The organism is Streptomyces sp. NBRC 109706, from assembly GCF_000974485.1.
Taxonomy (GTDB): domain Bacteria; phylum Actinomycetota; class Actinomycetes; order Streptomycetales; family Streptomycetaceae; genus Streptomyces.
In genome coordinates, this window is the sequence record NZ_BBOM01000014.1 from 16,553 (window position 1) to 39,940 (window position 23,388).

Here is a 23,388-nt window from a genome sequence, read left to right on the forward strand (position 1 = left end):
CCGGCGACCATAAGGGTGTCAAACGTCCACGGGAACGAGGTGTCCTTGATGACGGCGGAGACCCTTCGACAACAGACCGTCGACCGACTTCTTCCCTCGCTGGACCCGGTGCGTTTCGTGGCGGCCGACGGCTCGGCCGTCGAGGCCCCCGAGGGGTATGTCGCGCCGCCGGACGACCTGTTGCGCGAGGCGTTCGCGCGGATGGTCGTCGGCCGGCGGTTCGACGCGCAGGCGTCGGCGTTGACGCGGCAGGGGCGGCTGGCGGTGTATCCGTCGAGTCGTGGGCAGGAGGCGTGCCAGATCGGGGCGGTGTTGGCGCTGCGGGAGCGGGACTGGCTCTTTCCCACCTATCGGGACTCGGTGGCGTTGGTCTCCCGGGGTCTGGATCCGGTGGAGGTGTTGTCGCTGCTGCGCGGCGACTGGCACTGCGGCTACGATCCGGCGGCCGTGCGGACGGCCCCGCAGTGCACTCCGCTGGCGACGCAGACGATCCACGCGGTGGGCATGGCGGACGCGCTGCGGCGGCGCGGCGCCGGCGATGTGGTGTTGGCGCTGGTGGGCGACGGCGGCACCAGCGAGGGGGACTTCCATGAGGCGTTGAACTACGCGGCGGTGCTGCGGGCGCCGGTGGTGTTCCTGGTGCAGAACAACGGGTACGCGATCTCGGTGCCGTTGGCGCGGCAGACCGCGGCGCCCTCGCTGGCGTACAAGGGCGTCGGGTACGGGATGCCGTCGGAGCAGGTGGACGGCAACGACCTGGTGGCGGTGTTGGCGGTGCTGTCCCGGGCGGTGGAGCGGGCGCGGGAGGGGCGGGGCCCTTCGCTGGTGGAGGCGCACACCTACCGGTTGGAGGCGCACACCAACGCGGACGACCCGTCGCGCTATCGGGACGAGGCGGAGGTCGCCGCGTGGTCGGCGGCGGATCCGCTGCCCCGGTTGGAGACGTATCTGCGGGGGCGTGGGGTGTTGTCGGACGCGGAGGTGGCCGCGTGCGCGGCGCGGGCGGAGGAGGTCGCGGAGCGGCTGCGCGCCGAATTGGCGGTGGAGGTGCTGGGGGATCCGTTGGAGCTGTTCGACCATGTCTTCGCCACCCCGACGCCGCAACTGCGGGAGCAGCGGGCGCAGTTGGCGGCCGAGCTGGCGCACGGCGCCGAGGGGGCCGAGGAGGCGGGCGGGCGATGACGACGCTGACGATGGCGAAGGCGCTCAACGCGGCGCTGCGGGACGCGCTGCGGGAGGACGAGGGGGTGCTGGTCTTCGGGGAGGACGTCGGCCCGCTGGGGGGCGTGTTCCGGGTGACGGACGGTCTGACGGCGGAGTTCGGCGCGGAGCGGTGCTTCGACACGCCGTTGGCGGAGGCGGGCATCGTCGGTCTCGCGGTGGGGCTGGCCATGGGCGGGTTCCGGCCGGTGGTGGAGATGCAGTTCGACGCGTTCGCGTATCCGGCGTTCGAGCAGATCGCGTCGCATGTGGCGAAGTCGCGGAACCGGACGCGGGGGCGGCTGCCCCTGCCGTTGGTGATCCGTATCCCGTTCGCCGGCGGGATCGGCGCGGTGGAGCACCACTGCGATTCGAGCGAGGCGTACTACGCGCACACGCCGGGGTTGAAGGTGGTGACGCCGGCGTCGGCGGCGGACGCCTACTGGCTGTTGCGGGACGCGATCGACGATCCGGATCCGGTGGTGTTCATGGAGCCGAAGCGGCTGTACTGGTCCGAGGAGGAGGTGGACGTCGGGGCGCGGGCGGTTCCGGCGTTGGGCCGTGCGGTGGTGCGGCGGCGCGGGCGGGACGCGACGGTGGTGAGCTACGGCCCCTCGGTGCCGGTGGCGTTGGAGGCGGCCGGGGAGGCGGCGCGGGAGGGCATCGAGCTGGAGGTGATCGACCTGCGGACGCTGGTGCCGTTGGACGACGCGACGGTGGTGGAGTCGGTGCGGCGGACGGGGCGGTGTGTGGTGGTGCAGGAGGCACAGGGGTTCGCCGGGGTGGGGGCGGAGATCGCGGCGCGGGTGCAGGAGCGGTGCTTCCACTCGCTGGCGGCGCCGGTGCTGCGGGTGGCGGGGTTCGACATCCCCTATCCGCCGCCGTTCTTCGAGCGGGCCCATCTGCCGGGCGTGGACCGGGTGTTGGACGCGGTGTTCCGGCTGCAGTTCGATGACGAGCCGGATCTGACGCACGCGGCCGAGGGAGCGGGACGGTGAGCGGGGGCGGGCCGGTGGAGCGGGTGTTCCGGCTGCCGGATCTGGGTGAGGGCCTGACGGGCGCCGAGGTGGTGGCCTGGCGGGTGACGGCGGGGGCCGAGGTGGCGGTGGACGATGTGGTGGTGGAGGTGGAGACGGCGAAGGCCGCCGTCGAGGTGCCGGTGCCGTTCGCGGGGACGGTGGTGGCGCTGCACGCGGAGGTGGGCGCCTCGGTGGCGGTGGGGGCGCCGTTGATCTCGGTGGGGGTCGCGGAGCCGGCCGGCGGCGGGAGGCCGGCGACGCCGGACGCGGCGGGTGAGCGGTACCGGGAGGAGGAACGGGCGGGGTCGGGCGCGGTTCTGGTGGGGTACGGCACCGGGGGTGGTCGGGCGCGTCGGCGGGGGCGTTCCGGGCGGTCGGCGCCGCGCGGCGGGGTGGCGGGTGGCGGTGCCACTCCCCCGCCGGCGGCTGAGGGGTGGGCGCCGCGGGTGATCTCGCCGTTGGTGCGGCGGCTGGCGCGGGAGCACGGGGTGGATGTGGCGTCGTTGACGCCGAGTGCGCCGCGCGGGGTGGTGCGGCGGCGCGATGTGGAGGCGGCGCTGGCGCGGCGGGCCGAGCCGCCGGCGGCCGGGGCCGGGGCCGGGGCAGTGGAGGAGCGGGTTCCGTTGCGGGGGCTGCGGCGGACGGTCGCCGAGCGGGTGGCGCGCAGCCGTCGGGAGATCCCGGACGCGACGGCGTGGGTGGATGTGGACGCCTCGGGTCTGCTGGCGGCGCGGGACGCGGTGCGCGTGGCGTATCCGGAGGCGCGCGTCGGGCTGTTGGCGCTGGTGGCGCGGATCTGTGTGGCCGGGTTGGCGCGCTTCCCCGAGCTGAACGCGACGGTGGACGTCGAGCGGGACGAGATCGTGCGGTTCGGCTCGGTGGGCCTGGGGTTCGCGGCGCAGACCGAACGGGGCCTGGTGGTGCCGGTGGTGCGGGAGGCGCAGCGGCTGAGCACCGTGGAGTTGGCGGCGGAGCTGGGCCGGTTGACCGATCGGGCGCGGGCCGGTGCGCTGTCCCCCGCGGAATTGGCGGGCGGCACGTTCACCGTCAACAACTACGGGGTGTTCGGGGTGGACGGGTCCACGCCGATCATCAACCATCCGGAGGCGGGGCTGCTCGGGGTGGGGCGGGTGGTGGACCGGCCGTGGGTGGTGGCCGGGGCGCTTGAGGTGCGGCCGGTGGCCCAGGTGTCGTTCACGTTCGACCATCGGGTGACGGACGGCGGGGTGGCCGGTGGCTTTCTGCGGTTCGTGGCCGACCGGATGGAGCGGCCCGAGCTGCTGCTGGCCGAGCTGTGAGGCCCGGCGGGAACACCCCGACACGACCGGGGCCGGGGACCAGGGACGAGACCAGGGAGGTCGTATCCATGACCGAGTACGCAGCCGAGGCGGACGCGGGTGCCGTTGATTTCTTCGCCCGCCATCGTGAGCTGTTGGAGCGGGCGGTGGACGCCACGCGCAGTCGGGAGTTCTGGTCGCCGTTTCCGGAGAGCCCGAGCGAGCGGGTGTACGGGGCGGGATCGGCGGCGGCGGGCGAGGCGGCGTTCCGGGCGCTGTTGAACGAGCCGTTCGCGCTGCCGGGTTGGGGCCGGGACGAGATCGGCGAGGCGACGGAGGTGTCGCCGTACGGGTTCCCGTTGGGGGTGCGGTATCCGGCCGTCGCGCCGGGGGCGGCCGTCGCGTTGGCGCGGGAGGCAGGCGCGGGGTGGCGGGCGGCGAGCCCGGAGGTGCGGGCGGGCGTCGCGGTGGAGATCCTGACGCGGTTGAACGCGGCCAGTTTCGAGCTGGCGCACGCGGTGCGGCACACCACGGGGCAGCCGTTCGTGATGGCGTTCCAGGCGGGTGGGCCGCATGCGCAGGAGCGGGGCCTTGAGGCGGTGGCGTACGCGTGGGCGGAGCAGGCGCGGCATCCGGGGTCGGCGGCGTGGGCGAAGCCCCGGCGCGGCGGTGGGCCGTTGGCGTTGGCGAAGACGTTCACCCCGGTGGGGCGGGGCGTCGCGGTGCTGATCGGCTGCAACACGTTCCCGACGTGGAACGGCTATCCGGGGTTGTTCGCGAGTCTGGTGACGGGCAACCCGGTGGTGGTGAAGCCGCATCCGCGTGCCGTGTTGCCGTTGGCGATCACGGTGCGGGTGGCGCGGGAGGTACTGGCGGAGGCGGGTTTCGCGCCGGATGTGGTGGTGCTGGCGGCGGAGCCCGAAGGGGCGGGCACGGCACGGGAGTTGGCGACGCATCCGGAGGTGCGGATCGTGGACTTCACGGGTTCGTCGAAGTTCGGCGACTGGCTGGAGGCCAACGCGCGGCAGGCGCAGGTGTACACGGAGAAGGCGGGCCTGAACACCGTGGTGCTGGACTCGACGGACGACTACGCGGGGCTGCTGCGGAATCTGGCGTTCTCGTTGTCGCTGTACAGCGGCCAGATGTGTACGACGCCGCAGAACCTGCTGGTGGGGCGTGGGGGGATCGTGACGGACCAGGGGGTGCGGTCGGCGGCGGAGTTCGCGGCCGATCTGGGGGTGGCGCTGGAGAAGTTGCTGGCGGACGAGGCGCGGGCGACGGGCACCCTGGGCGCGATCGTGGGCGACGGGGTGCGGGCGCGGTTGGCGGAGGCGGCGCGGCTGCCGGGGGTGTGCCATCCGTCGCGGACGCTGCCGCATCCGGACTTCCCCGAGGCGGTGGCCCGTACCCCGTTGATCGCGTTGTTGGACGCGGCGGCGGATCGGGAGGTGTACACCCGGGAGTGGTTCGGCCCGGTGTCGTTCGTGGTGGTCACGGAGTCGACGGCGGAGAGCGTGCGGCTGCTGCGGGAGACGGTGGGCGCGTTCGGCGCGTTGACGGCGTTGGTGCACTCGACGGACGAGGCGGTGCTCGACGCGGCGCGGGAGGCGGCGTTGGCGGCGGGGGTGCATCTGTCGGAGAACCTGACGGACGGGGTGTTCGTCAACCAGTCGTCGGCGTTCAGCGATTTCCACGGGTCGGCGGCGAATCCGGCGGCGTCGGCAACGTTGACGGATCCGGCGTTCGTGGCGGGGCGGTTCGCGGTGCTGCAGTCCCGGCGGCCGGCGGTGTCGGCGTCGGATTCGGCGCCCGGGGACGCGTCATGAGGGGCGGGGGTCCCGGCGCCTTGTGGGTGGGCCGCCGGTGGCCAACACTGGTGGGGAGCGATCCGTCGGTGGGGAGGTCGTGATGGCCGAGGCGGAGCCGGAGCCCGAGCTGCTGGAGCACTTCGACGCGACCATCGCGGCGGACCGGCGGGTGGAGCCGAGGGACTGGATGCCGGAGGGGTATCGCGCGACCCTGGTACGGCAGATCGCCCAGCACGCGCATTCGGAGATCATCGGCATGCAGCCGGAGGGCGACTGGATCACCCGGGCGCCCTCGCTGCGGCGGAAGGCGATCCTCTTCGCCAAGGTGCAGGACGAGGCCGGGCACGGCCTGTATCTGTACAGCGCGGCGGAGACGCTGGGCGCCGACCGTCAGGAGTTGACGGCGATGCTGATCGAGGGCCGGCAGAAGTACTCGTCGATCTTCAACTACCCGTCGTTGACGTTCGCCGACGTCGGGGTGATCGGCTGGCTGGTGGACGGGGCGGCGATCTGCAACCAGGTGCCGCTGTGCCGGAGTTCGTACGGCCCGTACGCGCGGGCGATGGTGCGGATCTGCAAGGAGGAGTCGTTCCATCAACGGCAGGGCTACGAGCTGCTGTTGACGATGATGGGCGGCACCGAGGGGCAGCGGGAGATGGTGCGGGACGCGGTGGACCGGTGGTGGTGGCCGTCGTTGATGATGTTCGGCCCGCCGGACGAGGCGTCGCCGAACTCCGCGCGGTCGATGGCGTGGCGGATCAAGCGGCACTCCAACGACGAGCTGCGGCAGCGCTTCGTCGACATGACGGTGCCCCAGGCCGAGCGGCTGGGCGTGTCGTTGCCCGATCCGGCGCTGCGCTGGAACGAGGAGCGGGGGCACTACGACTTCGGCACCCCGGACTTCGCCGAGTTGACGCGGGTGATCAGGGGCGACGGGCCGTGCAACGCGGAGCGGGTGGCGCGGCGGGCCGAGGCGCACCGGGAGGGCGCCTGGGTGCGGGAGGCCGCCCTGGCGCACGCCGCGAAGCGGGAGGCGGCGGCATGAGCGGGGTCAGCGAGGAGTGGCCGCTGTACGAGGTGTTCGTGCGCGGGAAGCGGGGGCTCAACCATGTCCATGTCGGCTCGCTGCGTGCCGCCGACGCGCGGATGGCGCTGACGCACGCCCGTGACCTCTACACCCGGCGGAACGAGGGGGTGAGCATCTGGGTGGTGCCGAGCGCGGACATCACGGCGTCGACCCCGGACGAGCGGGATCCGTTCTTCGCGCCCAGCGGCGACAAGGTGTACCGGCATCCCACGTTCTACGAGATTCCCGATGACATCCCCCATATCTAGCCCCCCATCCAGCCGCTGCACGCTTGTTCGGGATGCGACGGAGGACACCATGCGGGACGACCAGGTGTATGCCGCGTTGAGCGCCGACGACCCGGCGGGGGACGCCCGTTGGGCGTTCGGCACCGGCTTCGCCGATCCGCTGCACGGGGTGGACGGGACGCTGCCGCCGGGCGTGGACGGGCCGGCGCTGGCCGCCTGCTGTCTGGCGTTGGGCGATGACGCGCTGCTCGGGGCGCAGCGGCTGGCGGAGTGGTGTGCCCGGGCGCCGGAGTTGGAGATCGAGCTGGCCCTGGCCAATATCGGGCTCGATCTGCTGGGCCAGACGCGGCTGCTGTACGCGCGGGCCGGGCAGGTGGACGGCAGCGGACGCGACGAGGACGCCTACGCCTACCGGCGGCCGGCGCGGGAGTTCCGCGCCCTGCGGCTGGCGCAACTGCCGCGGGGCGACTTCGCGTTCACCGTGCTGCGGCTGCTGGTGCTGTCGACGGCGCGGCTGGCGCTCTTCCGGGCGCTCGCGGCGGCCCCCGATCCGGTGCTGCGGGCGGTCGCCGAGCGGGGCGTCAAGGAGCTGACCTACCACCGTCGGTTCGCCGCCGAGTGGGTGGTCCGGCTGGGGGACGGCACGGCGGAGTCCCACCGCCGGCTGGTCACGGCGTGCGAGGAGATCGCGCCCTGGCTGGCGGAGGTGTTGGACGACGGGGTCGGCGTGGCGTTCGGGGCGTCGGCCGGCGCGGTGCGGGAGGAGAGCGCCCGGGTGCTGACGCGGGTGGCGGAGGAGGCCGGCGTGGCCTGGCGGATGCCGGGTCCCGCCGTCGCCGGCGGGGGCCGGGCGGGCGCGCACACGGAGCATCTGGGGCCGCTGCTGGCGGAGTTGCGGTCGGTCGCCGAGGCCCATCCGGACGCGACATGGTGAGCGCGGCGGACGCCAGGCGGGTGGCGGGTGCGGTGCGGGACCCGGAGCTGCCGATGCTGACCCTGGCGGATCTGGGCGTGCTGCGTTCGGTGGAGTGCGACGGGGACGGGCGGGTCACCGTGGGGCTCACGCCGACCTATCCGGGATGTCCGGCGATCGCGGAGATGCGGGCCACGGTGGCCGGCGCGCTGCGCGCCGCCGGCTTCGCGCGGGTCGAGGTGCGGACGGTGCTCTCCCCGCCGTGGTCGTCGGACTGGATCACGCCGGCCGGCCGGCGCGCGCTGGCCGCGCACCGGATCGCGCCGCCGGGGGCGGCGCCGCGCGCCCGGCCGGGTCCGGTGGACCTGGAGCTGTCGTGGACACGGCGCGGGGTGCCGTGTCCCCGGTGCGCCTCGGCGTCGACGGAGGAGCTGTCGGGGTTCGGCGCCGGCGCCTGTCTGGAGCTGTGGCGCTGCCGCGCCTGTCGGGAACCGTTCGAGCACATCAGGGAGATCTGATGGTCGCACCGCCCCTTCCCGCCCGGCCCGCGCGGCGTCGTGGGCGGCGGGCCGTCTTCCGTCCGCTGCCGATCGCGCGGATCGAGCCGCTGTGCGCGGACGCCGCCGCGGTGACGTTCGCCGTGCCGCCGGAGCTGGCCGAGGAGTTCGCGTTCGCCCCCGGTCAGACGTTGACGCTGCGCCGTCGGGAGGCGGGCGGCGAGGAACGCCGTTCGTACTCGTTGTGCGTGCCGCCGGGCGCCGCGCCTCGGATCGGGGTGCGGCTGGTGCCCGGGGGGTTGTTCTCCACCTGGCTGGTGCGCCGGGCGCGGGTCGGGGACGTCGTGGAGGTGATGGGCCCGACGGGCGGCTTCACCCCGGATCCGGGGCGGCCGGCGCACCATGTGATGGTCGCCGCCGGCTCGGGCATCACCCCCATGATGTCGATCGCCCCCTCGGTGCTGGCGGCCGATCCCCGGTCCCGGGTGACGCTGCTCTACGGCAACCGGGCCAGCGACAGCGTGATGTTCGCCGAGGAGCTGGCGGACCTCAAGGACCGCTTCCCGGCGCGGGTCACGCTGGTGCATGTGCTGTCCAGGGAGCCGAGGGAGGTGGATGTGCTCTCCGGGCGGCTGGACGCGGCGCGCCTGGCGCGGCTGCTGCGGGCGCTGCTGGATCCGCGCACGCCGCACGAGTGGTGGCTGTGCGGGCCGTGGGGCATGGTGCGGGAGGCGCGGCGGGTGGTCGGGGAGTTCGGCGCCGAACCCGCCCGGGTGCACCAGGAGTTGTTCCACGCGGAGGGCGAGGAGCCGGCCCCGGCCCGGCGCCCGGCGGAGCGGGTCGCCGACGGTCCGACGAGCCGGGTGACCGTGCTGCTGGACGGGCGCGCCACCACCTTCGAGCAGCCGGGTGACGGGCGGGTCCTGGAGCACGCTCAGCGGGTCAGGCCCGATCTTCCGTTCGCGTGTCGCGGCGGGGTGTGCGGCACCTGTCGGGCGCGGGTCACGGAGGGGTCGGCGCGGATGCGCAGGAACTTCGCGCTGGAGCCGGCGGAGGTCGAGGCCGGCTATGTGCTGACCTGTCAGGCGCTGCCCGAGTCCGACCGGCTCACCGTCGACTTCGACAGCTGACCGCGTCGGGCCGCGCGGGCACGGCCGTCGCCGTCGCCGTGGAATCATGGAGCTGACCTGGCGGTTCCAGCGAAGGAGACGGCGTTCCGCATGTTCGACGCACTGAAGAACCTGAAGAAGAAGGCCGAGGGCCTTGCCGAGTCGCACAGCGACAAGATCGCGCAGGGCGTGGAGAAGGTCGGCGACTTCGTCGACACCAGGACGGCCGGCAAGCACAGCGACAAGATCGAGGGCGCCGTCGGCAAGGCCCAGGACTATGTCGAGAAGCTGGGCGACAAGGACGGCGGGAACAGCAAGAACGACGGGAACGGTGGGGACGGCAGGGACAAGGGCGGCCCCGGCGTCGCCGGGGACTGACCTCGCCGGCGGCCGGCCGGCGGGGTCAGCCGCCGGCCTCGGGGGCGGGGTGGTCGCGCCATTCGGTGGCGAGAACGGACCAGACCTGCTTGTCGTAGCGGACGCCCTCGTAGGGCCAGCTCTCGCGCAGGGTGCCCTCCAGGGTCATGCCGAGACGTCTGGCGACGGCGATGCTGCGTTCGTTGTCGGCGCGGCACTGCCACTCGGCGCGGTGCAGGCCACGGGTATGGAACGCCCAGTCGACGAGCGCCCCGCAGGCCTGGGTGACCAGACCGTGGCCGGCGCCGGCCGGCTCCGTCCAGCAGCCGAGCTCGCAGTTGCCGTGGACCGCGTCGAAGGCGGCGAACAACACGCCGCCGACGAGGGTGTCGTCGACCCAGATGCCGTAGAGCCGGGCCCGATCGACGGCGCGGCCCTCGGCGTAGCGGCGGAGGGTGGCGCGGGCCCCCTCGACGTCATAGGTGACAAAGGTGCGCCCGACCCAGGGCCGGATGCTGTCCCCGGCCCGGTCGAGATGGGCGGCGAACTCCTCGGCGTGGCTGGTCTCCAGCGCACGCAGCACCGCGTTGTCCCGCAACCGGAACGAGAACAAGGGGACCCCCATTCACCCGACCTGCTCGACGATCATGTGCCGTCGCAGCATGCCATGGGCGGGCCGTGGGCACGACCGTGGGGTGGTGGGTTGCGGATCAGGCGGCGGGCGGGTCCGCCAGCCGGTCGCCGGGGATGCCCACCTTGTCCGGGGTGAAGAAGTCCCGGATGCCGGCCTCCCAGGCGGCCACCTCGATCCGGTCGTCGGCCGAGGGGCCGAAGGCGTCGAAGACGGCGTCGACGCGGTCCTCGGCGAAGCCGATCGCGGTCATCAGCGTCAGGAAGACGTCCCGCGCGACCGTGCCCCGGCCCTCCGGATCGCCGAGGCGGGCCAGCGCGCGGGCGAACGTGGCGACGGTGTCGGCGAACCGCTCCGGGGACAGCACCACGCCGCGGTACTCGTCGAAGTCGATCCGCCCGTCGCCGTCGGTGTCGAGGGCGGCGGCCAGCGCCGTCCACCAGTTGCGGAACTCGGCCCGCATGGCCTCCCGTTCGGCCGGCGTCGAGCGGGACGCGGCGGCGTCCACCCGGCTCCCCATCAACGCGAAGTCCGCCTGCTCCAGCACCCCGTTCCCGTCGGCGTCGAGCACGGAGAAGAGGACCCTGACCCGGTTCAGCACCTCGTCGCGCATGGACATCCCACCCCTGTCTCTCGTGATCTCTCGGCGGCTCGTCGGCCGCGTGCCGAAGCGGCGCCCCAACTATGCGTCCGGGCAGGGCAGTTCGGGAGTCGGCGAGGGGCGGTTGCACCCGAAAGAGGGAATGTGGGGTGAACGGCGGGGAGCCGACGCGCCGGGGGCGTGTGCCCCGGCGCGGTCAGCCGAGGACGAGGGGGAGCCGCGCCGCCAGCGCGCCGAGCGCTTCCCGCTCGGCGCCGCCGGGGGCCCGCCGTCCGGTGCCGACCAGCAGCGCGTCGCGGTCGGAGAACGTGTCGGGGAACGGAGCGCCGGCGATCCGCTCCAGCAACGCCCGGGACCGGGCGAGCGCTTCGGCGGAGGGGCCGGGGGCGCCCGGGAGGTGGGCGACCAGGTCGAGGTGGTGCAGCGTCCACTCCAGGACATAGGCGGCGAGATAGTCGCCGGCGCTGAGCACCATGTCCTGCGTGGCGACCGGGAGTCGCGGGTCGACGAGTTCGGCGGCCCGGCCGGCGGCGGAACCGACGTCGTCCAGGTGGAACTTGAGCAGCCACGGCTCCTGGTAGGCGGCGGCCAGCCGGACGGTCAGCGCGTCCAGCGGATCGTCGCCGGTGGGCGGCGTCGCGGTGACGGTCCAGTAGCCGGCGGCGTCCCGGTTCGGTGCGGTCCCGGCCGGGGTCGCCAGGGTGATCAGGACGTCCTGGGCGTCGATGACCAGATGGCAGACCAGATCCCTGACCAGCCAGCCGGAGCAGCCGGAGGGGCGGGCGAGATCCGCGTCGGCGAGGCCGGCCACGGCGGCGCGCAGCCCGGCCCAGGTGGGGGCGAAGAGATCCACGGGGGCACGGTAGTGCCGCGCCGCGCCGGCGGACAACCGGCCCGGCCGGCGGGCGGGGGTTTCAGAGCACGCGGAAGAGGTCGGCGGCGGCGTGGACGTCGGTGAGGTCGTCGACGGTGCGGAGGTTGTCGCACAGGGCGTCCAGGACCGAGCCGGCCTCGGCGGCGCGCGGGGCGCCGACGGCGACGCCGAAGACCCGGAAGTCCAGCCGCTGTTTGGCCCGGCTCCAGTCGCGCATCCACTCCTCGCCGACCTCGCACTCGTCGTCGGTGATCAGCACGATGTCGCCCCGGGCGCGGGCGGCGTCGTCGAACTCCTCGGCCAGCAGCTCCCCGGCCACCGTCAGCGGCGCCTGGTAGCTGGTGCCGCCGCCGAGGAACGTCTCGGCGAAGTCGAGCACCCCGGCGATGTCGGCGGGCGCCCCGGCGGGGAAGCGGAAGACCCGGATCCGGTCGGCGGCGGAGAACAGGATGCCGACGAAGTCCCGCCCGGTGTGGCGGGCCTGGTCCAGCAGCGCCAGGGCGCATGCCTTGGCCCATGCCTCCCTGGTGACGCCGCCGGGTCCGGCCTCGTACATGGAGTGCGAGGTGTCCACGCAGGCGACGACGGCGCCCCGGCCCGTGCTCCGCTCCCCCACGTTGTCGTAGACCATCAGCTCCCCCGCGGCGTAGCGGGCGGCGAACACCGCGCGCAGCGCGGGCGCCCCGAGGTTGACCAGCTCGGCGGGGACGACGCGGGAGAGGTCGTCGCCGAGGGTGACGCCGACCAGCTCCCCGGTGGTGTTCTCCACCCTGCGGGCGCGCTCCCCCTCGGCCATCTGCCGGAAGCGGCCGATCAGTTCGGCCCAGCGGGCGAGCCGGCCGGTGCGCAGTCGTTCGGCGAGCCGGGCGCGCCGGTCGAACGGCAGGCGTGCCAGCTCGCCGGGGCCGACGCCCCAGGCCCGGGTCAGCGCGGCCTCGGCGCGCGCGGCCTCGGCGGCCTCGGCGGCCGCGACCCGCGCGGTGGCGCGGACGCCGGGGGCCGCCGCGTCGAGGGACTGCTCCAGGCCGCTCGCGGCGCGGCGGGCGGCGTCGGCGGCGGCCTCGGCCGCTTCGACGGCCTTGATCGTCTTGGCGGCCTTGACCGCCTGCCGCGATTCGGCCGTCTGGAGCGCCCGGGGCACGGCGTTCGCCGCGCGTTCGGCGTCCAGCAGGGCCCGCGCCGCCTCCTCGGCCCGCTGCCGGGCGTCGCCGGACCGGTCCAGCAGGCGGCGCAGCGCGGCGGCCAGGACGAGAACGGCCAGCGCGGCGACATAGGGGTCGCCGACCGACTGCCGACGCAGCTCGGCGAACTCGGACGAGTCCAACAGGGCGGCGGTGATCTGGTGGTTGACCAGCCGGGACGGGTCCAGCGCCGCGCGGTCGCGCAGCCTCGGGCGGGCCTGGTAGGCGGCCAGGAACACATCGGCGAGCAGATCCCCGCTGTGGGCGTGACGCGCGGCCAGCTCCCGGGCGAGATCGCGCAGCCCGGCGGACCGCGCACAGGTGTCGCGCCAGGTCATCAGGTCGAACGGGTCGGCGACCACGGCCGCCGTCTCCCGCGCGGGCGCGGCCGGTCCGCCCAGCCACGGCCCGGCGCGGCGCAGCAACTCCCCCGGGTCGTCCGGTGTTTCGTCCACGGTGTCGCTCCTCGGGTGGGTCAGAGCTGGGCCTGCACCATGCTCGCGTCCATGCCCAGCGCCTCGGTGAGCACCCGGGCCCGGACGGCGCGCTGGCGGCCGATGACCCGGTCGATGGCGGCGGTGGACCGGCCGGCGCCGGCCGCCTCCGCGCGCAGCTCCGCCAGCCGCTTCCCCGCCCTGGCGAGGGTGCCATGGGCGCGTCTGATGACCCACTCGCTCAGCGCCTCGCGGGACTGCCCGGCCATGGCGTCGAGTTGGGCCTCCAGCTCCTCGACGGCGTCGGCCAGGTCGAGGGTCTCCTTGGCGTCGGGGTTGACCAGCTGCAGCACCTCGCGTTCGACGGTGGGGCGCTGGGTCGGCGAGTCCCACAGCACATGCGTCAGCACGGACAGATCCGTCTCGGCGACCGCCGGGCGGCCGTCGAGGAAGGCGGACGCCTGGAGCAGGCCGACGGCCTGTCGCCAGCGGCGGTCGGAGGCGATGAGCTCCTTGCGGCGGAGCGCCGCCCGCAGCGTGCACACCGCGTCCACGACGGAGTCGGGGACGGCGACGGCGGGAACGGACTCGGTCACGGCGTGCCGGAGGGCGGCCAGCTCGACAGTGGTCCTGGGCGGCGCCTCGGGGCGGCTGACGGCGGATCGGACCAGCGCGGCGAAGTTGCCGGGATCGGCCAGATAGCCGACCTCGATCCGCACCAGCAGCCGGTCGTAGATCGCGGCCGAATCCTCCCCGGCGGGCAGCTCGTTGCTGGCCGTGATGGCACCGATCAGGGGGCAGCGGATCGGCTCGCCGCCGCTCTCCGGGTGGTAGATCCGCTCGTTGAGATACCCCAGCGTCTCGTTGAGGGCGGCCGTGGAGCATTTGAAGATCTCGTCGATGAACGCGATATGCGCGGTGGTGGCGCGGCCCTCGTAGATCTGGCGGTACTCGCCCCTGGCCAGGGCCGCGACGTCGATGGGGCCGAACATCCTGGTCGGCGCGGTGAACTTGCTCAGCAGGATCTCCCAGTACGACGCGCCCACGATCCGGCCGGTCAGCTCCCTGGCCAGCTCGGACTTCGCCGTTCCCGGGGGGCCGAGCAGCAGCGAGTGCCGGCCGGCGAGCAGCGTCACCAGCAGGGTCCGCACCACGTCCGCCCGTTCGTAGAAGCGGTCCGACAACTCGTCGCCGACGGCCCGCAGCCGCTCGGCCGTGTCCGGCATCTCGCGTGTCCCCACGTCCGTCTCCCTGTCCACGCCGCCCCACGGTAGACGTGGGGCCGGGGCGGCGTGCGCGGGGGGCGGTGCGGGATCAGAGGGCCGGGATCAGAAGGCGAGGGACCAGGAGTTGCAGGTGCCCTCGTCGAGGCGGACGGAATCGGTGACCACCAGGGTCCAGGTGCCGTCGGCCCGGGCGTCCGAGGCGTCCACCACATAGGTGTGAAGCCCTTCGACCGCCTCCAGCTCGAAGCTCCTGCCGTTCGGGGACACCAGCTCCAGGGCCAGCTCGCGGATGTAGGTGTGTTCGAGGTCCACGGTCAGCCGCAGCCGCTGGGGGGCGTTGCCGCCGATCCCCGCCACCTCGATCGTCGACTCCGCCTCGTCCTGGTCGGGGACGGTGAAGGACGTCGTGTTGGCGAACGTCCGGTCCTCGAAACCGCTGCCGCCGAAGTGCAGCGACCAGGAGTACAGGGTGCCCTGGTCGCCTCCCGCGGTGTCCTCGACCCGCAGCGTCCAGGTGCCGTCGGCCTCGGCCGCCGAGGCGTCCACCGTGTACTCGTGCGGCTCGTCGAACGCCTCCAGCTCGAAGCCCGTGCCGTCCGGGGACACCAGCTCCAGCCGCACCTCGCTGATGTAGGAGTGGCTGAGGTCGATGCCGACCCGCAGGGTGGAGGGGGCCTGGTCGCCCACGCCGGTGACGTCGATGGCCGACTCCAGCGTGGAGTGGTCCCGGATCGCCATGGACCTCGCGTTCCTGAACGCTCCCTCGCCCAAGGCGACGCTCCCGCTTCCCGTCCCGGAACCGAAGTGCAGCGACCAGGAGTTGAGCGTGCCGTCGTCGGCCGCCGCGGTGTCCTCGATCCGCAGCGTCCAGGTGCCGTCGGCCTCGGCCGCCGAGGCGTCCACCGTGTACTCGTGGAGCTCGTCGAACGCCTCCAGCTCGAAGCCCGTGCCGTCCGGGGAGACCAGCTCCACCTCCAGATCGTTGACATGGCTGTGGCTGATGTCCACGGCGACCCGCAGCTCCTGGGGGGCGTTGCCGCCGACCCCGGACACGTGGATCGTGGACTCCACCGACGCCTCGTCCGGGATGTCGAGGGATGTCGCGTTGGCGAACGCCCCGCCGTCGTCCGGGCCCGGGTCGTCGTCGTCCTGGTTGACCGCGACCAGCACGACCACCAGCACTCCGAGGGCGAGGGCCACGACCCAGCCCAGCCATTTCAGGCCCGAGCCGCGGGACGGCGGCGGGGGCGGAGGGGGCGGCAGGGTCCCCCAGGCCGGCGGCAGCGGCCAGGCCGTCGCCGTGGGCAGCGCCTGAGGGGTTGCCGTGGGCAGCGCCTGGGGGGTCGCCGGGGGCGGCACCGGCGCCAGCTCCGTGACGACCGCCGTCGGCGCGGCGGACACCGGCGGCGGGGTGGTCCCCGGCGGGGAGTCCAGCAGGTCGAACGCCTCGGGGATGGTCGGGCGCTCCCCGGGCGCCTTGGCCAGCAGCCGGGTGATCAGGGGCGTCAGGGCCCCGGCGCGCTCCGGCACCGGGGGCTCCTCGTAGGCCACCGCGTGCAGGGAGGCGGCCGTGGAGCCCCGGTCGAAGGGCGAGTCGCCCTCGACCGCCTCGTGCAGCGTCACCCCGAGGGAGAAGAGATCGCTCGGCGCCTGCCCCTTCTCCCCGTGGACGCGTTCGGGCGCCATATAGGGGGCGGAGCCGACAACGCTGCCCGTCACGGTGAGCGAGGCATCCGTCTCGTGGGTGGCTATGCCGAAGTCGGCGAGCAGGATCGCGCCGTTGTCGGCGAGCATCACATTGGCCGGCTTGATGTCGCGGTGCACGATCCCCGCGCCGTGCGCGGCGGCCAACGCCTTCAGCATGGCCCTGGCCACCTCGGTGGCCTCGGCCGGCGGCAGCGGCCCCGACTCCCGGAGCCGTTCGCTCAGGGAACGCCCCACGACGAGCTGCATGGCGATCCACGGAATGTCGTCCTCGACGACGACATCGTGCACGCTCACGATGTGCGGATGGTCCCGCAACCGGGCCGCGTTGAGAACCTCGCGCTCCGAACGCCGCAGCCGGTCCTCCTGCTCGGCGGCGGACGCCGACGGCGGCAGGAACAGCCCCTTGAGCGCCACATCCGCGCGCAGCCGCCGGTCGTGCGCCTTCCACACCCTCCCGAACCCGCCGCCACCGATCAGCTCCGTCAGCTCGTACCGCTCGCCGATCAGCTTTCCCGGTCCCACGGTGTGGTCCATGCCCAGCGCTCCCGCGTGGTCGAACAATACGGCTGGTGGACAGCGTAGATCACGATGTCGGGCCGGACGGCCGGTCGGGAGAGAACAAGGCCCGGTCGGGCAGGGCGAGTTGAGGGCGGGACAGATGATGCGCCGCAGGCCCCGCCGAAGCGCTCCTCCTCCCGGGGCCGCCCTGGAGGGAAAGCGGCCCCGGAAGGGGGCTCACCACGCCTGAACTGACATCACCAGTGACCATTGGGTGGGAGCGCTCCCAAGAATGCGTGGGGAATGCGTACCTGTCAAGACCTTTGGGGGCACCTTGCGACCAGACCGCAACTTCCCTGGCTGTCAACCACTATCCGGGTGCATCGTCCTTACATTTTTCGCACAGAACTCTGGTGCGGCAGGCGAGTTGGCGCTAACTTCCCCTCAGTCAGTGGGAGCGCTTCCAAGAAAACTGGCCGTCAGTCGCGCAACGTCCCGAACGGGTTGGGCCGTCGTGCGCCACCGGACTCGGTCATCTCCGAAAGGACTCTCCATGAGCCGCACCACATCACCACCCCGACGCAGACGCCGAGCGCTGCTGACCGCGGGGGTCCTCGCCGTCACCACGCTGGGCGCCGGCGGTCTGGCGCAGGGCAGCGCCTCCGCCGCGGACTTCGCCTGCGCGGTCGACTACTCGGCGAACGACTGGGGTTCGGGCTTCACCGCCGACCTCACCCTCACCAACACGGGCTCGGTCGCGACCAACGGCTGGGAGCTCACCTACACCTACAGCGGCAACCAGTCCCTGTCGCAGGGCTGGAACGCGACCTGGTCCCAGTCCGGGGCGACCGTCACCGTGACGGACACCGGCTGGAACGGCGCCATCGCTCCCGGGGCCTCCGTGAGCTTCGGCGGCAACTTCACCTATTCCGGGACCAACGCCGCGCCGACGAGCTTCGCGGTCAACGGGGTCACCTGCGGCGAGGACGGCGGCACCGACCCGGGTCCCGATCCCGACCCGGATCCGGACCCGCCGGGCGACCGCGTGAACAACCCCTACGAGGGCGCCGGCGTCTATGTGAACCCGGACTGGTCGGCCAACGCGGCCGCCGAGCCCGGCGGTTCGGCGATCGCCGACGAGCCGACGGCGGTCTGGCTGGACCGCCGCGCCGCGATCGAGGGCGGCTCGGCGGGCAACAGCACGGGCCTGCGCGAGCATCTGGACAACGCCCTGGTCCAGGCCGAGGACCACGAGAACTTCGTCTTCCAGGTCGTGGTCTACAACCTGCCGGGCCGGGACTGCGCCGCGCTGGCGTCCAACGGCGAGCTGGCCGCCGACGATATCGACACCTACAAGAACGAGTTCATCGACCCGATCGCGGAGATCCTCGGCGACCCGGCCTACGCCGACCTGCGGATCGTCACGGTCATCGAGATCGACTCGCTGCCCAACCTCATCACCAACGTGAGCCCGCGCGAGACCGCGACGCCCAACTGTGACGAGATGCTGGCCAACGGCAACTACCAGGCGGGCATCGCCTATGCCCTCCAGGAGTTGGGCGCCATTCCGAACGTCTACAACTACGTGGACGCCGGCCACTACGGCTGGATCGGCTGGGAGGACAACTTCGGCGCCTCGGCCCAGCTCTTCCACGAGGTCGCCGTGGACAGCGGCTCGGTGCACAACGTGCACGGCTTCATCGTCAACACGGCCAACTACGGTCCCGCGGTCGAGCCGCACTTCAGCATCGGCGACTCCGTCAACGGCACCTCGGTGCGGCAGAGCGCCTGGATCGACTGGAACAACTACAACGACAACCAGTCCTTCGCCCAGGGCTTCCGCCAGGAGCTGGTCTCGCGCGGCTTCGACTCCGGCATCGGGATGCTGATCGACACCTCCCGCAGCGGTTGGGGCGGCCCCGACCGTCCGACCGGTCCCGGACCGCTGACGGATGTGGACTCCTATGTCGAGGCCAGCCGGGTCGACCAGCGGTTCCAGACCGGCAACTGGTGCAACCAGGCCGGTGCCGGGCTCGGTGAGCGGCCCGAGGTCGCGCCCGCGCCGGGGATCGACGCCTATGTGTGGGTGAAGCCCCCGGGTGAGTCGGACGGCTCCAGCGAGGAGATCCCGAACGACGAGGGCAAGGGCTTCGACCGGATGTGCGACCCCACCTACGAGGGCAACCCGCGCAACAACCACAACATGTCGGGTGCCCTGCCCGACGCGCCGGTCTCCGGGCACTGGTTCTCCGCGCAGTTCCAGGAGCTGCTGGCCAACGCCTACCCGCCCCTGTGACCGGACGTCGGGTGACAGCCCGCCGAACGGCTGACTCCTGATTTCCGACTCCCGGACGGATCACCGCACCGGGCCCCGGCGCCACCACCGCCGGGGTCCGGTGCGGCCCCCTTCCCGCCCGCCGCGTCCCGTCCAGGGAGGCGGCGGGCGGGAACGTCCCGGCGGGCCGACGGTCGGTCAGCCGAGCAGCGGCGCGTTGCGCACGATCGGCAGGCCGCGCCACCAGGAGGCGAGTCCGTAGTAGCGGCCGGCGTCCAGCGCGACGAGCAGGGCGAGGGCGGCGGCGTAGAACAGGTGCTCGTCGACGACCGGGTTGTACTCCAGGGGGAACGAGGAGAACCAGAGCGAGAGGAAGAGCACCGCTCCCCCGGCCCCGGCGAGACGGACGCAGACGCCGAGTATCAGGGCGAGCCCGGCCCCGAAGGTGCCGGCCAGATAGAGCACATCGGCGACGGGGTTGCCGGAGAGCGGGCCGAGGACGTCGGCGGCGAGGCTGTCGGGGTCCAGGCCGTGGGTGAGATAGCCCTCGGTGGCCGAGACGCCGTCGATCACCGCGGATCCGTCCTCGGTGGGGAAACCGAGCCCGAGAATCTTGTCCAGGCCCGCCCAGAAGAGGACCCAACCGACCAGCACGCGGGCCAGAGCGATCAGCGCGCGCACCGGTGGCCCGGGCGAGGCCAGTTGGGGAGCGGCGGCGGGCTGTTGTGTTGTGGCGGTGGACATACAACCTCCTAAATAGTTAGGTTAGCCTAACCTAATCCACGCCGGCCGGTGTTTACGTCCGGGTTACGGTTGGCCCAAGTTCCGCCCACCAAGTCGCCTTGTCAGCAGGGGAGTTGAAGAACGTCACGGAGCGGGAGCGCCGACGACCCGGTCGGTGGTGGTGACGACGGCGCAGCGGCCGGCGGCCCATTCGATCGCCATGCGGTGCTCCGCCGGTCCGAAGTCGGCCACGGCGTCCGCGACGACAAACGCCTGGATGTCGTGCGTCCAGGCGTCGCAGGCCGTCATCAGCACCCCGATGTGCGCGTAGACACCGGTCAGCACGAGCTGGTCGCGGCCCTGCTGACGGAGCCTCGTCAGCAGGTCGGTGCGCGCGAAGGCGCTGTACTTCCACTTGGTCAGCAGGGTGTCCCCGGGACGTGGCGCGACGGCGTCGGCGATGGCCGACGCGTGCGCGTCGGCGGGGATCCCCGGCCCCCAGAAGTCCTGTTGGAGGCCGCGTTCCCGGGGGGTCTGGCCGCCCGGTTGGGCGGTGTAGACGACCGGGACACCGAGTCCCGACGCCCAGTGGCGCAGTCGGTCCACCTGCTCCAGGAGGGTCGGGATCGGTTCGGCGGCGGTGTCGAAGGCGGACAGGAAGTGGTTCTGGAGGTCGTGCACGAGGAGCGCGGCGCGCCCCGGATCGATCCCCCACGGGACCCGGTTGGCGGGCAGGTCGGCGGGGGTCGGCATGGGGTAGGAGGGGATGGCGGGCAGCGCCACGACGGGCTCCGTTCGGATGTGCTCCGGGCGGGTTTGCGCTCGGGGCGGTTGTGCTCGGGGCGAGGGGGGAGGCGGACGGGTGGTCAGGGGCGGTCGGCGCCGTGGGCGCGCAGGTCCTTCTTGGAGATCTTGCCGACGCCGGTGGTGGGGAAGGCGTCCACCAGGCGCACCCGGTCGGGCACCTTGTAGGCGGCGAGGCCGCGTTCCCTGACGAAGCGTTTCAGCTCCGCCTCGCCGACGGGTTCCGCGTCGTGGCGCGGGATCACATAGGCGCAGCTGCGTTCGCCGAGGTAGGGGTCGGGTTCGGCGACGACGTTGGCGTCGTGGACCGAGGGGTGGGCGAGCAGGTGGTTCTCCACCTCCTCGGCGGCGATCTTCTCGCCGCCCCGGTTGATCTGGTCCTTGGCGCGTCCCTCCACGACCAGGTGCCCGCTGCCGGTGCGCCGCACCAGGTCGCCGGTGCGGTAGAAGCCGTCCTCGGTGAACGAACGGGCGTTGTGTTCGGGGGCGTTCCAGTAGCCGCGGATGGTGTAGGGACCGCGGGTCAGCAGGTGGCCGGTGGATCCGGGGGGCAGGTCGTGGTCCTGGTCGTCGACGATCCTGATCTCGTCGTCGGGGGAGATCGGTCGGCCCTGGGTGGTGACGACGGTCTCCTCGTCGTCGTCCAGGCGGGTGTAGTTGACCAGCCCCTCGGCCATGCCGAAGACCTGTTGGAGGGCGCAGCCGAGCGTCGGTCGCACCCGGCGGGCCGCCTCCTCGCTGAACCTGGCGCCGCCGACCAGCAGCACCCGGAGGCTGGAGAGGTCGTGTTCGGTCCGGGGCGCGGCGTCCAGCCAGAGCAGGGCCAGGGGTGGTAACAGTCCGGTGATGGTGACCGCCTCGTCCTGGATGAGGCGGAAGGCGACGTCCGGGGTGGGCTGCGGGCACATCACCACCCGGCCGCCGGCGTACAGGGCGCCGAGCGAACCCGGCGAGGAGAGCGGGAAGTTGTGGGCGGCGGGCAGCGCGCAGAGGTAGACGGCGTCCTCGGTCACGGCGCAGATCTCGTTGGAGCCGCGCAGGGAGTAGAGGTAGTCGTCGTGGGTGCGGGGGATCAGTTTGGGCACGCCGGTGCTGCCGCCGGAGAGTTGGAGGAACGCGGTGTCGGAGGGGCGGGGTTCGGTGAGCGGCACGGGTTCGGTGGGGAGGTCGGCGAGGCTTTCGAAGGGTCCGGGGTTCTCGCCGGCCACCAGCACATGGCGCAGTGCGGGGGCCTGGGCGCGCACCCGGTGGGCGAGCGCCAGATGGTCGAAGCCGGCGTGCTCGGCGGGGATCACATAGGCGACCGCGTCGGTGAAGGCGCAGAAGTAGGAGATCTCGGTCTCCCGGTGTGCCGGCAGGGCGAACACGGGGAGGGCGCCGATCCGGAAGAGGGCGAAGACGGTTTCGAGGAATTCGGCGACGTTGGGGAGTTGGAGCACGACCCGGTCGCCGGGGCCGATGCCTCGGGCGGCGAGGCCGAAGGCCAGGCGGTCGGCTTGCCGGTCGAGTTGGGCGTAGGTGCGGGTGCGTCGGGTGCCGCCGGGTCCGGCGTGGTCGACGACGGCGATCCGGTCGGGGTGGGCCAGGGCGCGTCGGCGGAGCATCGCGCCGAAGGTCTCGCCGCGCCACCAGCCGGCGGCGCGGTAGCGTTCGGCGAACTCGGCGGGCCAGGTCGGTGTGGTGGTCACCGTTCCACCCCCAGGGTGTTCAGGAAGGTGCGGAACTTGGCCGTGGTCTCGGCGGTCTCCGCCTCGGGGTCGGAGGCGGAGACGATGCCGGCGCCCGCGTAGAGGCGCAGGGCGCGGCGTCCGACCTCGGCGCAGCGCAGGGCGATGGCCCATTCCCCGTCGCCTTCGGCGTTGCCCCAGCCGACCATGCCGGTGAAGAAGCCCCGGTCGAAGGGTTCGAGTTCGCCGATCATGCGGCGCGCGACCGGGGTCGGGGTGCCGCAGACCGCGGGGGTGGGGTGGAGGGCGGCGGCGATCTCCAGGGCGGAGGTCGCGGGGTGGGCGAGGGTCGCGGTGATGGTGGTGGAGAGGTGCCACATGGTGGCGGTGCGGGTGAGCGAGGGGTGCCCGGGGACGTCGATGGTGGCGCAGTAGGGCGCCAGCGCGCGGTGCACGGCGTCGACGACGACGGCGTGTTCGTGCAGGTCCTTGGCGGATCTCAGCAGTGCGGCGGCTCGTCGGACGTCCTCGGCGAGGTCGTCGGCGCGTGGTGCCGAGCCGGCGAGCGGGTTGGAGACGAGGTGTCGGCCCCGGCGGGAGAGGAGCAGTTCGGGGCTGGCTCCGAGCAGGGTCAGGTCGGGGGTGGTGGGCAGCGCGTAGGTGTAGCCGGCGGGGTCGCGGTGGGCGAGGCCGCGCACCATGGCGGGGATGTCGAGGTCGGTGGGGGCGGTCAGTTCCAGGGTGCGGGCGAGCACCACCTTGCTCAGCTCGCCCTGCCACATGCGGTCGGTGGCCGTGGCGACGCTCTTGGCGTAGACCTCGGGCTCGGGTTCGGGCCGCACGGTGAGTCCCGGGAGCGGGGGTGGGGCGGCGGGTGGCAGGGCGGTGAGCGGGTCGGTGGCCAGCGCGGGGGCGGTGCGGACGGTCTCCGGGATGACGAGTGCGGCCGGCGCCGACTGGTCGAACGGGACGGCTCCGACGACGAGCGCGGGGGTCGATGTCCCTTCCCCGGCCCGGTGGAGGGCGTGGGCGACGCGTTCGGCGAGCGGTGCCCGGCCGTGGGGTATCTCCGTGCGGACGCCGCGGGCGAGGAGGGTGCGGGTGGGGGTGGCGAGGAACCGGTCCCCGTCCCCGAGGGCGTCCAGGAGCGCGGTCGCGGCTCCGACGGGGGATCGCGTGGTCGCGACGGTGGGTCTTGGCTCGGCGTCCTGATGGGCCGTCGACACGGGAGGGCTCCTTGGGATGGGGAGGGGTGGATCGGGGTGGGTGGGTG

Annotated in this window: 21 protein-coding genes; 11 read left to right on the forward strand and 10 right to left on the reverse strand. The window is 73.2% G+C overall.

Annotation, left to right across the window (positions count from 1 at the left end; all coding sequences use genetic code 11):
* The first annotated feature begins 48 nt into the window (after positions 1 to 48).
* From pdhA to AOM46_RS29790, 10 genes are all read left to right on the forward strand, one after another.
* Positions 49 to 1,182 (forward strand): pyruvate dehydrogenase (acetyl-transferring) E1 component subunit alpha, encoded by a 1,134-nt coding sequence (gene pdhA, locus AOM46_RS29745; RefSeq protein ID WP_062217492.1) that lies wholly within the window; start codon positions 49 to 51, stop codon positions 1,180 to 1,182.
* Positions 1,179 to 2,198, forward strand: coding sequence for an alpha-ketoacid dehydrogenase subunit beta (locus AOM46_RS29750; protein WP_062217495.1), 1,020 nt, complete (start codon positions 1,179 to 1,181; stop codon positions 2,196 to 2,198). The genes pdhA and AOM46_RS29750 overlap by 4 nt, the downstream gene beginning before the upstream one ends.
* The gene (locus AOM46_RS29755; RefSeq protein ID WP_062217498.1) at positions 2,195 to 3,517 is read left to right on the forward strand and encodes a dihydrolipoamide acetyltransferase family protein; all 1,323 of its coding nucleotides are present in this window, start codon (positions 2,195 to 2,197) and stop codon (positions 3,515 to 3,517) included. The genes AOM46_RS29750 and AOM46_RS29755 overlap by 4 nt, the downstream gene beginning before the upstream one ends.
* Positions 3,518 to 3,585: 68 nt before the next feature.
* Complete coding sequence (paaN, locus tag AOM46_RS29760; RefSeq protein ID WP_062217501.1) at positions 3,586 to 5,322, forward strand: phenylacetic acid degradation protein PaaN; 1,737 nt, start codon at positions 3,586 to 3,588, stop codon at positions 5,320 to 5,322.
* An 82-nt stretch (positions 5,323 to 5,404) separates the two neighbouring features.
* Positions 5,405 to 6,349: a 1,2-phenylacetyl-CoA epoxidase subunit PaaA gene (gene paaA, locus AOM46_RS29765; RefSeq protein WP_062217504.1), complete on the forward strand. Its 945-nt coding sequence runs from the start codon at positions 5,405 to 5,407 to the stop codon at positions 6,347 to 6,349.
* On the forward strand, positions 6,346 to 6,639 hold the full coding sequence (gene paaB / locus AOM46_RS29770) for a 1,2-phenylacetyl-CoA epoxidase subunit PaaB (protein ID WP_062217507.1): 294 nt from the start codon (positions 6,346 to 6,348) through the stop codon (positions 6,637 to 6,639). The genes paaA and paaB overlap by 4 nt, the downstream gene beginning before the upstream one ends.
* Positions 6,640 to 6,688: 49 nt before the next feature.
* Entirely contained in the window at positions 6,689 to 7,552 is an 864-nt protein-coding gene (gene paaC, locus AOM46_RS29775; protein WP_062217511.1) for a 1,2-phenylacetyl-CoA epoxidase subunit PaaC, read from the forward strand.
* Entirely contained in the window at positions 7,546 to 8,049 is a 504-nt protein-coding gene (gene paaD / locus AOM46_RS29780; RefSeq protein ID WP_062217515.1) for a 1,2-phenylacetyl-CoA epoxidase subunit PaaD, read from the forward strand. Before paaC ends, paaD begins: the two co-directional genes overlap by 7 nt.
* Positions 8,049 to 9,158 carry a 1,2-phenylacetyl-CoA epoxidase subunit PaaE gene (gene paaE, locus AOM46_RS29785; RefSeq protein ID WP_062217517.1) on the forward strand — a complete coding sequence of 370 codons (1,110 nt, stop codon included), beginning with the start codon at positions 8,049 to 8,051 and terminating at the stop codon, positions 9,156 to 9,158. The genes paaD and paaE overlap by 1 nt, the downstream gene beginning before the upstream one ends.
* 90 nt (positions 9,159 to 9,248) lie before the next feature.
* Positions 9,249 to 9,515: an antitoxin gene (locus AOM46_RS29790; RefSeq protein WP_062217521.1), complete on the forward strand. Its 267-nt coding sequence runs from the start codon at positions 9,249 to 9,251 to the stop codon at positions 9,513 to 9,515.
* A 25-nt stretch (positions 9,516 to 9,540) separates the two neighbouring features.
* On the opposite strand, the gene AOM46_RS29795 is transcribed toward AOM46_RS29790, so the two are convergent.
* The 6 genes from AOM46_RS29795 to AOM46_RS29820 all read right to left on the reverse strand — a co-directional run bounded on the left by AOM46_RS29795 (position 9,541) and on the right by AOM46_RS29820 (position 16,682).
* On the reverse strand, positions 9,541 to 10,107 hold the full coding sequence (locus AOM46_RS29795; protein WP_062217940.1) for a GNAT family N-acetyltransferase: 567 nt from the start codon (positions 10,105 to 10,107) through the stop codon (positions 9,541 to 9,543).
* Positions 10,108 to 10,204: 97 nt separating this feature from the next.
* Entirely contained in the window at positions 10,205 to 10,738 is a 534-nt protein-coding gene (locus AOM46_RS29800) for an EF-hand domain-containing protein (protein ID WP_062217943.1), read from the reverse strand.
* A 184-nt stretch (positions 10,739 to 10,922) separates the two neighbouring features.
* Entirely contained in the window at positions 10,923 to 11,579 is a 657-nt protein-coding gene (locus tag AOM46_RS29805) for a maleylpyruvate isomerase N-terminal domain-containing protein (RefSeq protein WP_062217947.1), read from the reverse strand.
* Between the two features lie 61 nt (positions 11,580 to 11,640).
* Positions 11,641 to 13,236, reverse strand: coding sequence for a VWA domain-containing protein (locus tag AOM46_RS29810; RefSeq protein WP_062217524.1), 1,596 nt, complete (start codon positions 13,234 to 13,236; stop codon positions 11,641 to 11,643).
* A 20-nt stretch (positions 13,237 to 13,256) separates the two neighbouring features.
* Positions 13,257 to 14,441: an AAA family ATPase gene (locus tag AOM46_RS29815; protein WP_107080215.1), complete on the reverse strand. Its 1,185-nt coding sequence runs from the start codon at positions 14,439 to 14,441 to the stop codon at positions 13,257 to 13,259.
* Positions 14,442 to 14,543: 102 nt separating this feature from the next.
* Positions 14,544 to 16,682 (reverse strand): proprotein convertase P-domain-containing protein, encoded by a 2,139-nt coding sequence (locus tag AOM46_RS29820; RefSeq protein WP_062217531.1) that lies wholly within the window; start codon positions 16,680 to 16,682, stop codon positions 14,544 to 14,546.
* Between the two features lie 517 nt (positions 16,683 to 17,199).
* Between AOM46_RS29820 and AOM46_RS29825 the strand changes: the two genes are divergently transcribed.
* Positions 17,200 to 18,942 (forward strand): glycoside hydrolase family 6 protein, encoded by a 1,743-nt coding sequence (locus tag AOM46_RS29825; protein ID WP_062217535.1) that lies wholly within the window; start codon positions 17,200 to 17,202, stop codon positions 18,940 to 18,942.
* A 177-nt stretch (positions 18,943 to 19,119) separates the two neighbouring features.
* On the opposite strand, the gene AOM46_RS29830 is transcribed toward AOM46_RS29825, so the two are convergent.
* The 4 genes from AOM46_RS29830 to AOM46_RS29845 form a co-directional block, all read right to left on the reverse strand.
* The gene (locus AOM46_RS29830; RefSeq protein ID WP_062217538.1) at positions 19,120 to 19,665 is read right to left on the reverse strand and encodes a DoxX family membrane protein; all 546 of its coding nucleotides are present in this window, start codon (positions 19,663 to 19,665) and stop codon (positions 19,120 to 19,122) included.
* A gap of 123 nt (positions 19,666 to 19,788) precedes the next feature.
* Positions 19,789 to 20,427 (reverse strand): isochorismatase family protein, encoded by a 639-nt coding sequence (locus tag AOM46_RS29835; protein ID WP_062217541.1) that lies wholly within the window; start codon positions 20,425 to 20,427, stop codon positions 19,789 to 19,791.
* An 83-nt stretch (positions 20,428 to 20,510) separates the two neighbouring features.
* The gene (locus AOM46_RS29840; RefSeq protein WP_062217544.1) at positions 20,511 to 22,136 is read right to left on the reverse strand and encodes a (2,3-dihydroxybenzoyl)adenylate synthase; all 1,626 of its coding nucleotides are present in this window, start codon (positions 22,134 to 22,136) and stop codon (positions 20,511 to 20,513) included.
* Positions 22,133 to 23,341 (reverse strand): isochorismate synthase, encoded by a 1,209-nt coding sequence (locus AOM46_RS29845; RefSeq protein WP_062217547.1) that lies wholly within the window; start codon positions 23,339 to 23,341, stop codon positions 22,133 to 22,135. Before AOM46_RS29845 ends, AOM46_RS29840 begins: the two co-directional genes overlap by 4 nt.
* Between the last annotated feature and the right edge of the window lie 47 nt (positions 23,342 to 23,388).

What these genes read in the sequence shown, in the direction of transcription:
- pdhA (WP_062217492.1), top strand. Translation starts at nt 49, where the DNA reads ATGACGGCGGAGACCCTTCGACAACAGACCGTCGACCGACTTCTTCCC.
- AOM46_RS29750 (WP_062217495.1), top strand. Translation starts at nt 1,179, where the DNA reads ATGACGACGCTGACGATGGCGAAGGCGCTCAACGCGGCGCTGCGGGAC.
- paaN (WP_062217501.1), top strand. Translation starts at nt 3,586, where the DNA reads ATGACCGAGTACGCAGCCGAGGCGGACGCGGGTGCCGTTGATTTCTTC.
- paaA (WP_062217504.1), top strand. Translation starts at nt 5,405, where the DNA reads ATGGCCGAGGCGGAGCCGGAGCCCGAGCTGCTGGAGCACTTCGACGCG.
- paaB (WP_062217507.1), top strand. Translation starts at nt 6,346, where the DNA reads ATGAGCGGGGTCAGCGAGGAGTGGCCGCTGTACGAGGTGTTCGTGCGC.
- paaC (WP_062217511.1), top strand. Translation starts at nt 6,689, where the DNA reads ATGCGGGACGACCAGGTGTATGCCGCGTTGAGCGCCGACGACCCGGCG.
- paaD (WP_062217515.1), top strand. Translation starts at nt 7,546, where the DNA reads ATGGTGAGCGCGGCGGACGCCAGGCGGGTGGCGGGTGCGGTGCGGGAC.
- paaE (WP_062217517.1), top strand. Translation starts at nt 8,049, where the DNA reads ATGGTCGCACCGCCCCTTCCCGCCCGGCCCGCGCGGCGTCGTGGGCGG.
- AOM46_RS29790 (WP_062217521.1), top strand. Translation starts at nt 9,249, where the DNA reads ATGTTCGACGCACTGAAGAACCTGAAGAAGAAGGCCGAGGGCCTTGCC.
- AOM46_RS29800 (WP_062217943.1), bottom strand. Translation starts at nt 10,738, where the DNA reads ATGCGCGACGAGGTGCTGAACCGGGTCAGGGTCCTCTTCTCCGTGCTC.
- AOM46_RS29815 (WP_107080215.1), bottom strand. Translation starts at nt 14,441, where the DNA reads ATGCCGGACACGGCCGAGCGGCTGCGGGCCGTCGGCGACGAGTTGTCG.
- AOM46_RS29820 (WP_062217531.1), bottom strand. Translation starts at nt 16,682, where the DNA reads ATGGACCACACCGTGGGACCGGGAAAGCTGATCGGCGAGCGGTACGAG.
- AOM46_RS29825 (WP_062217535.1), top strand. Translation starts at nt 17,200, where the DNA reads ATGAGCCGCACCACATCACCACCCCGACGCAGACGCCGAGCGCTGCTG.
- AOM46_RS29830 (WP_062217538.1), bottom strand. Translation starts at nt 19,665, where the DNA reads ATGTCCACCGCCACAACACAACAGCCCGCCGCCGCTCCCCAACTGGCC.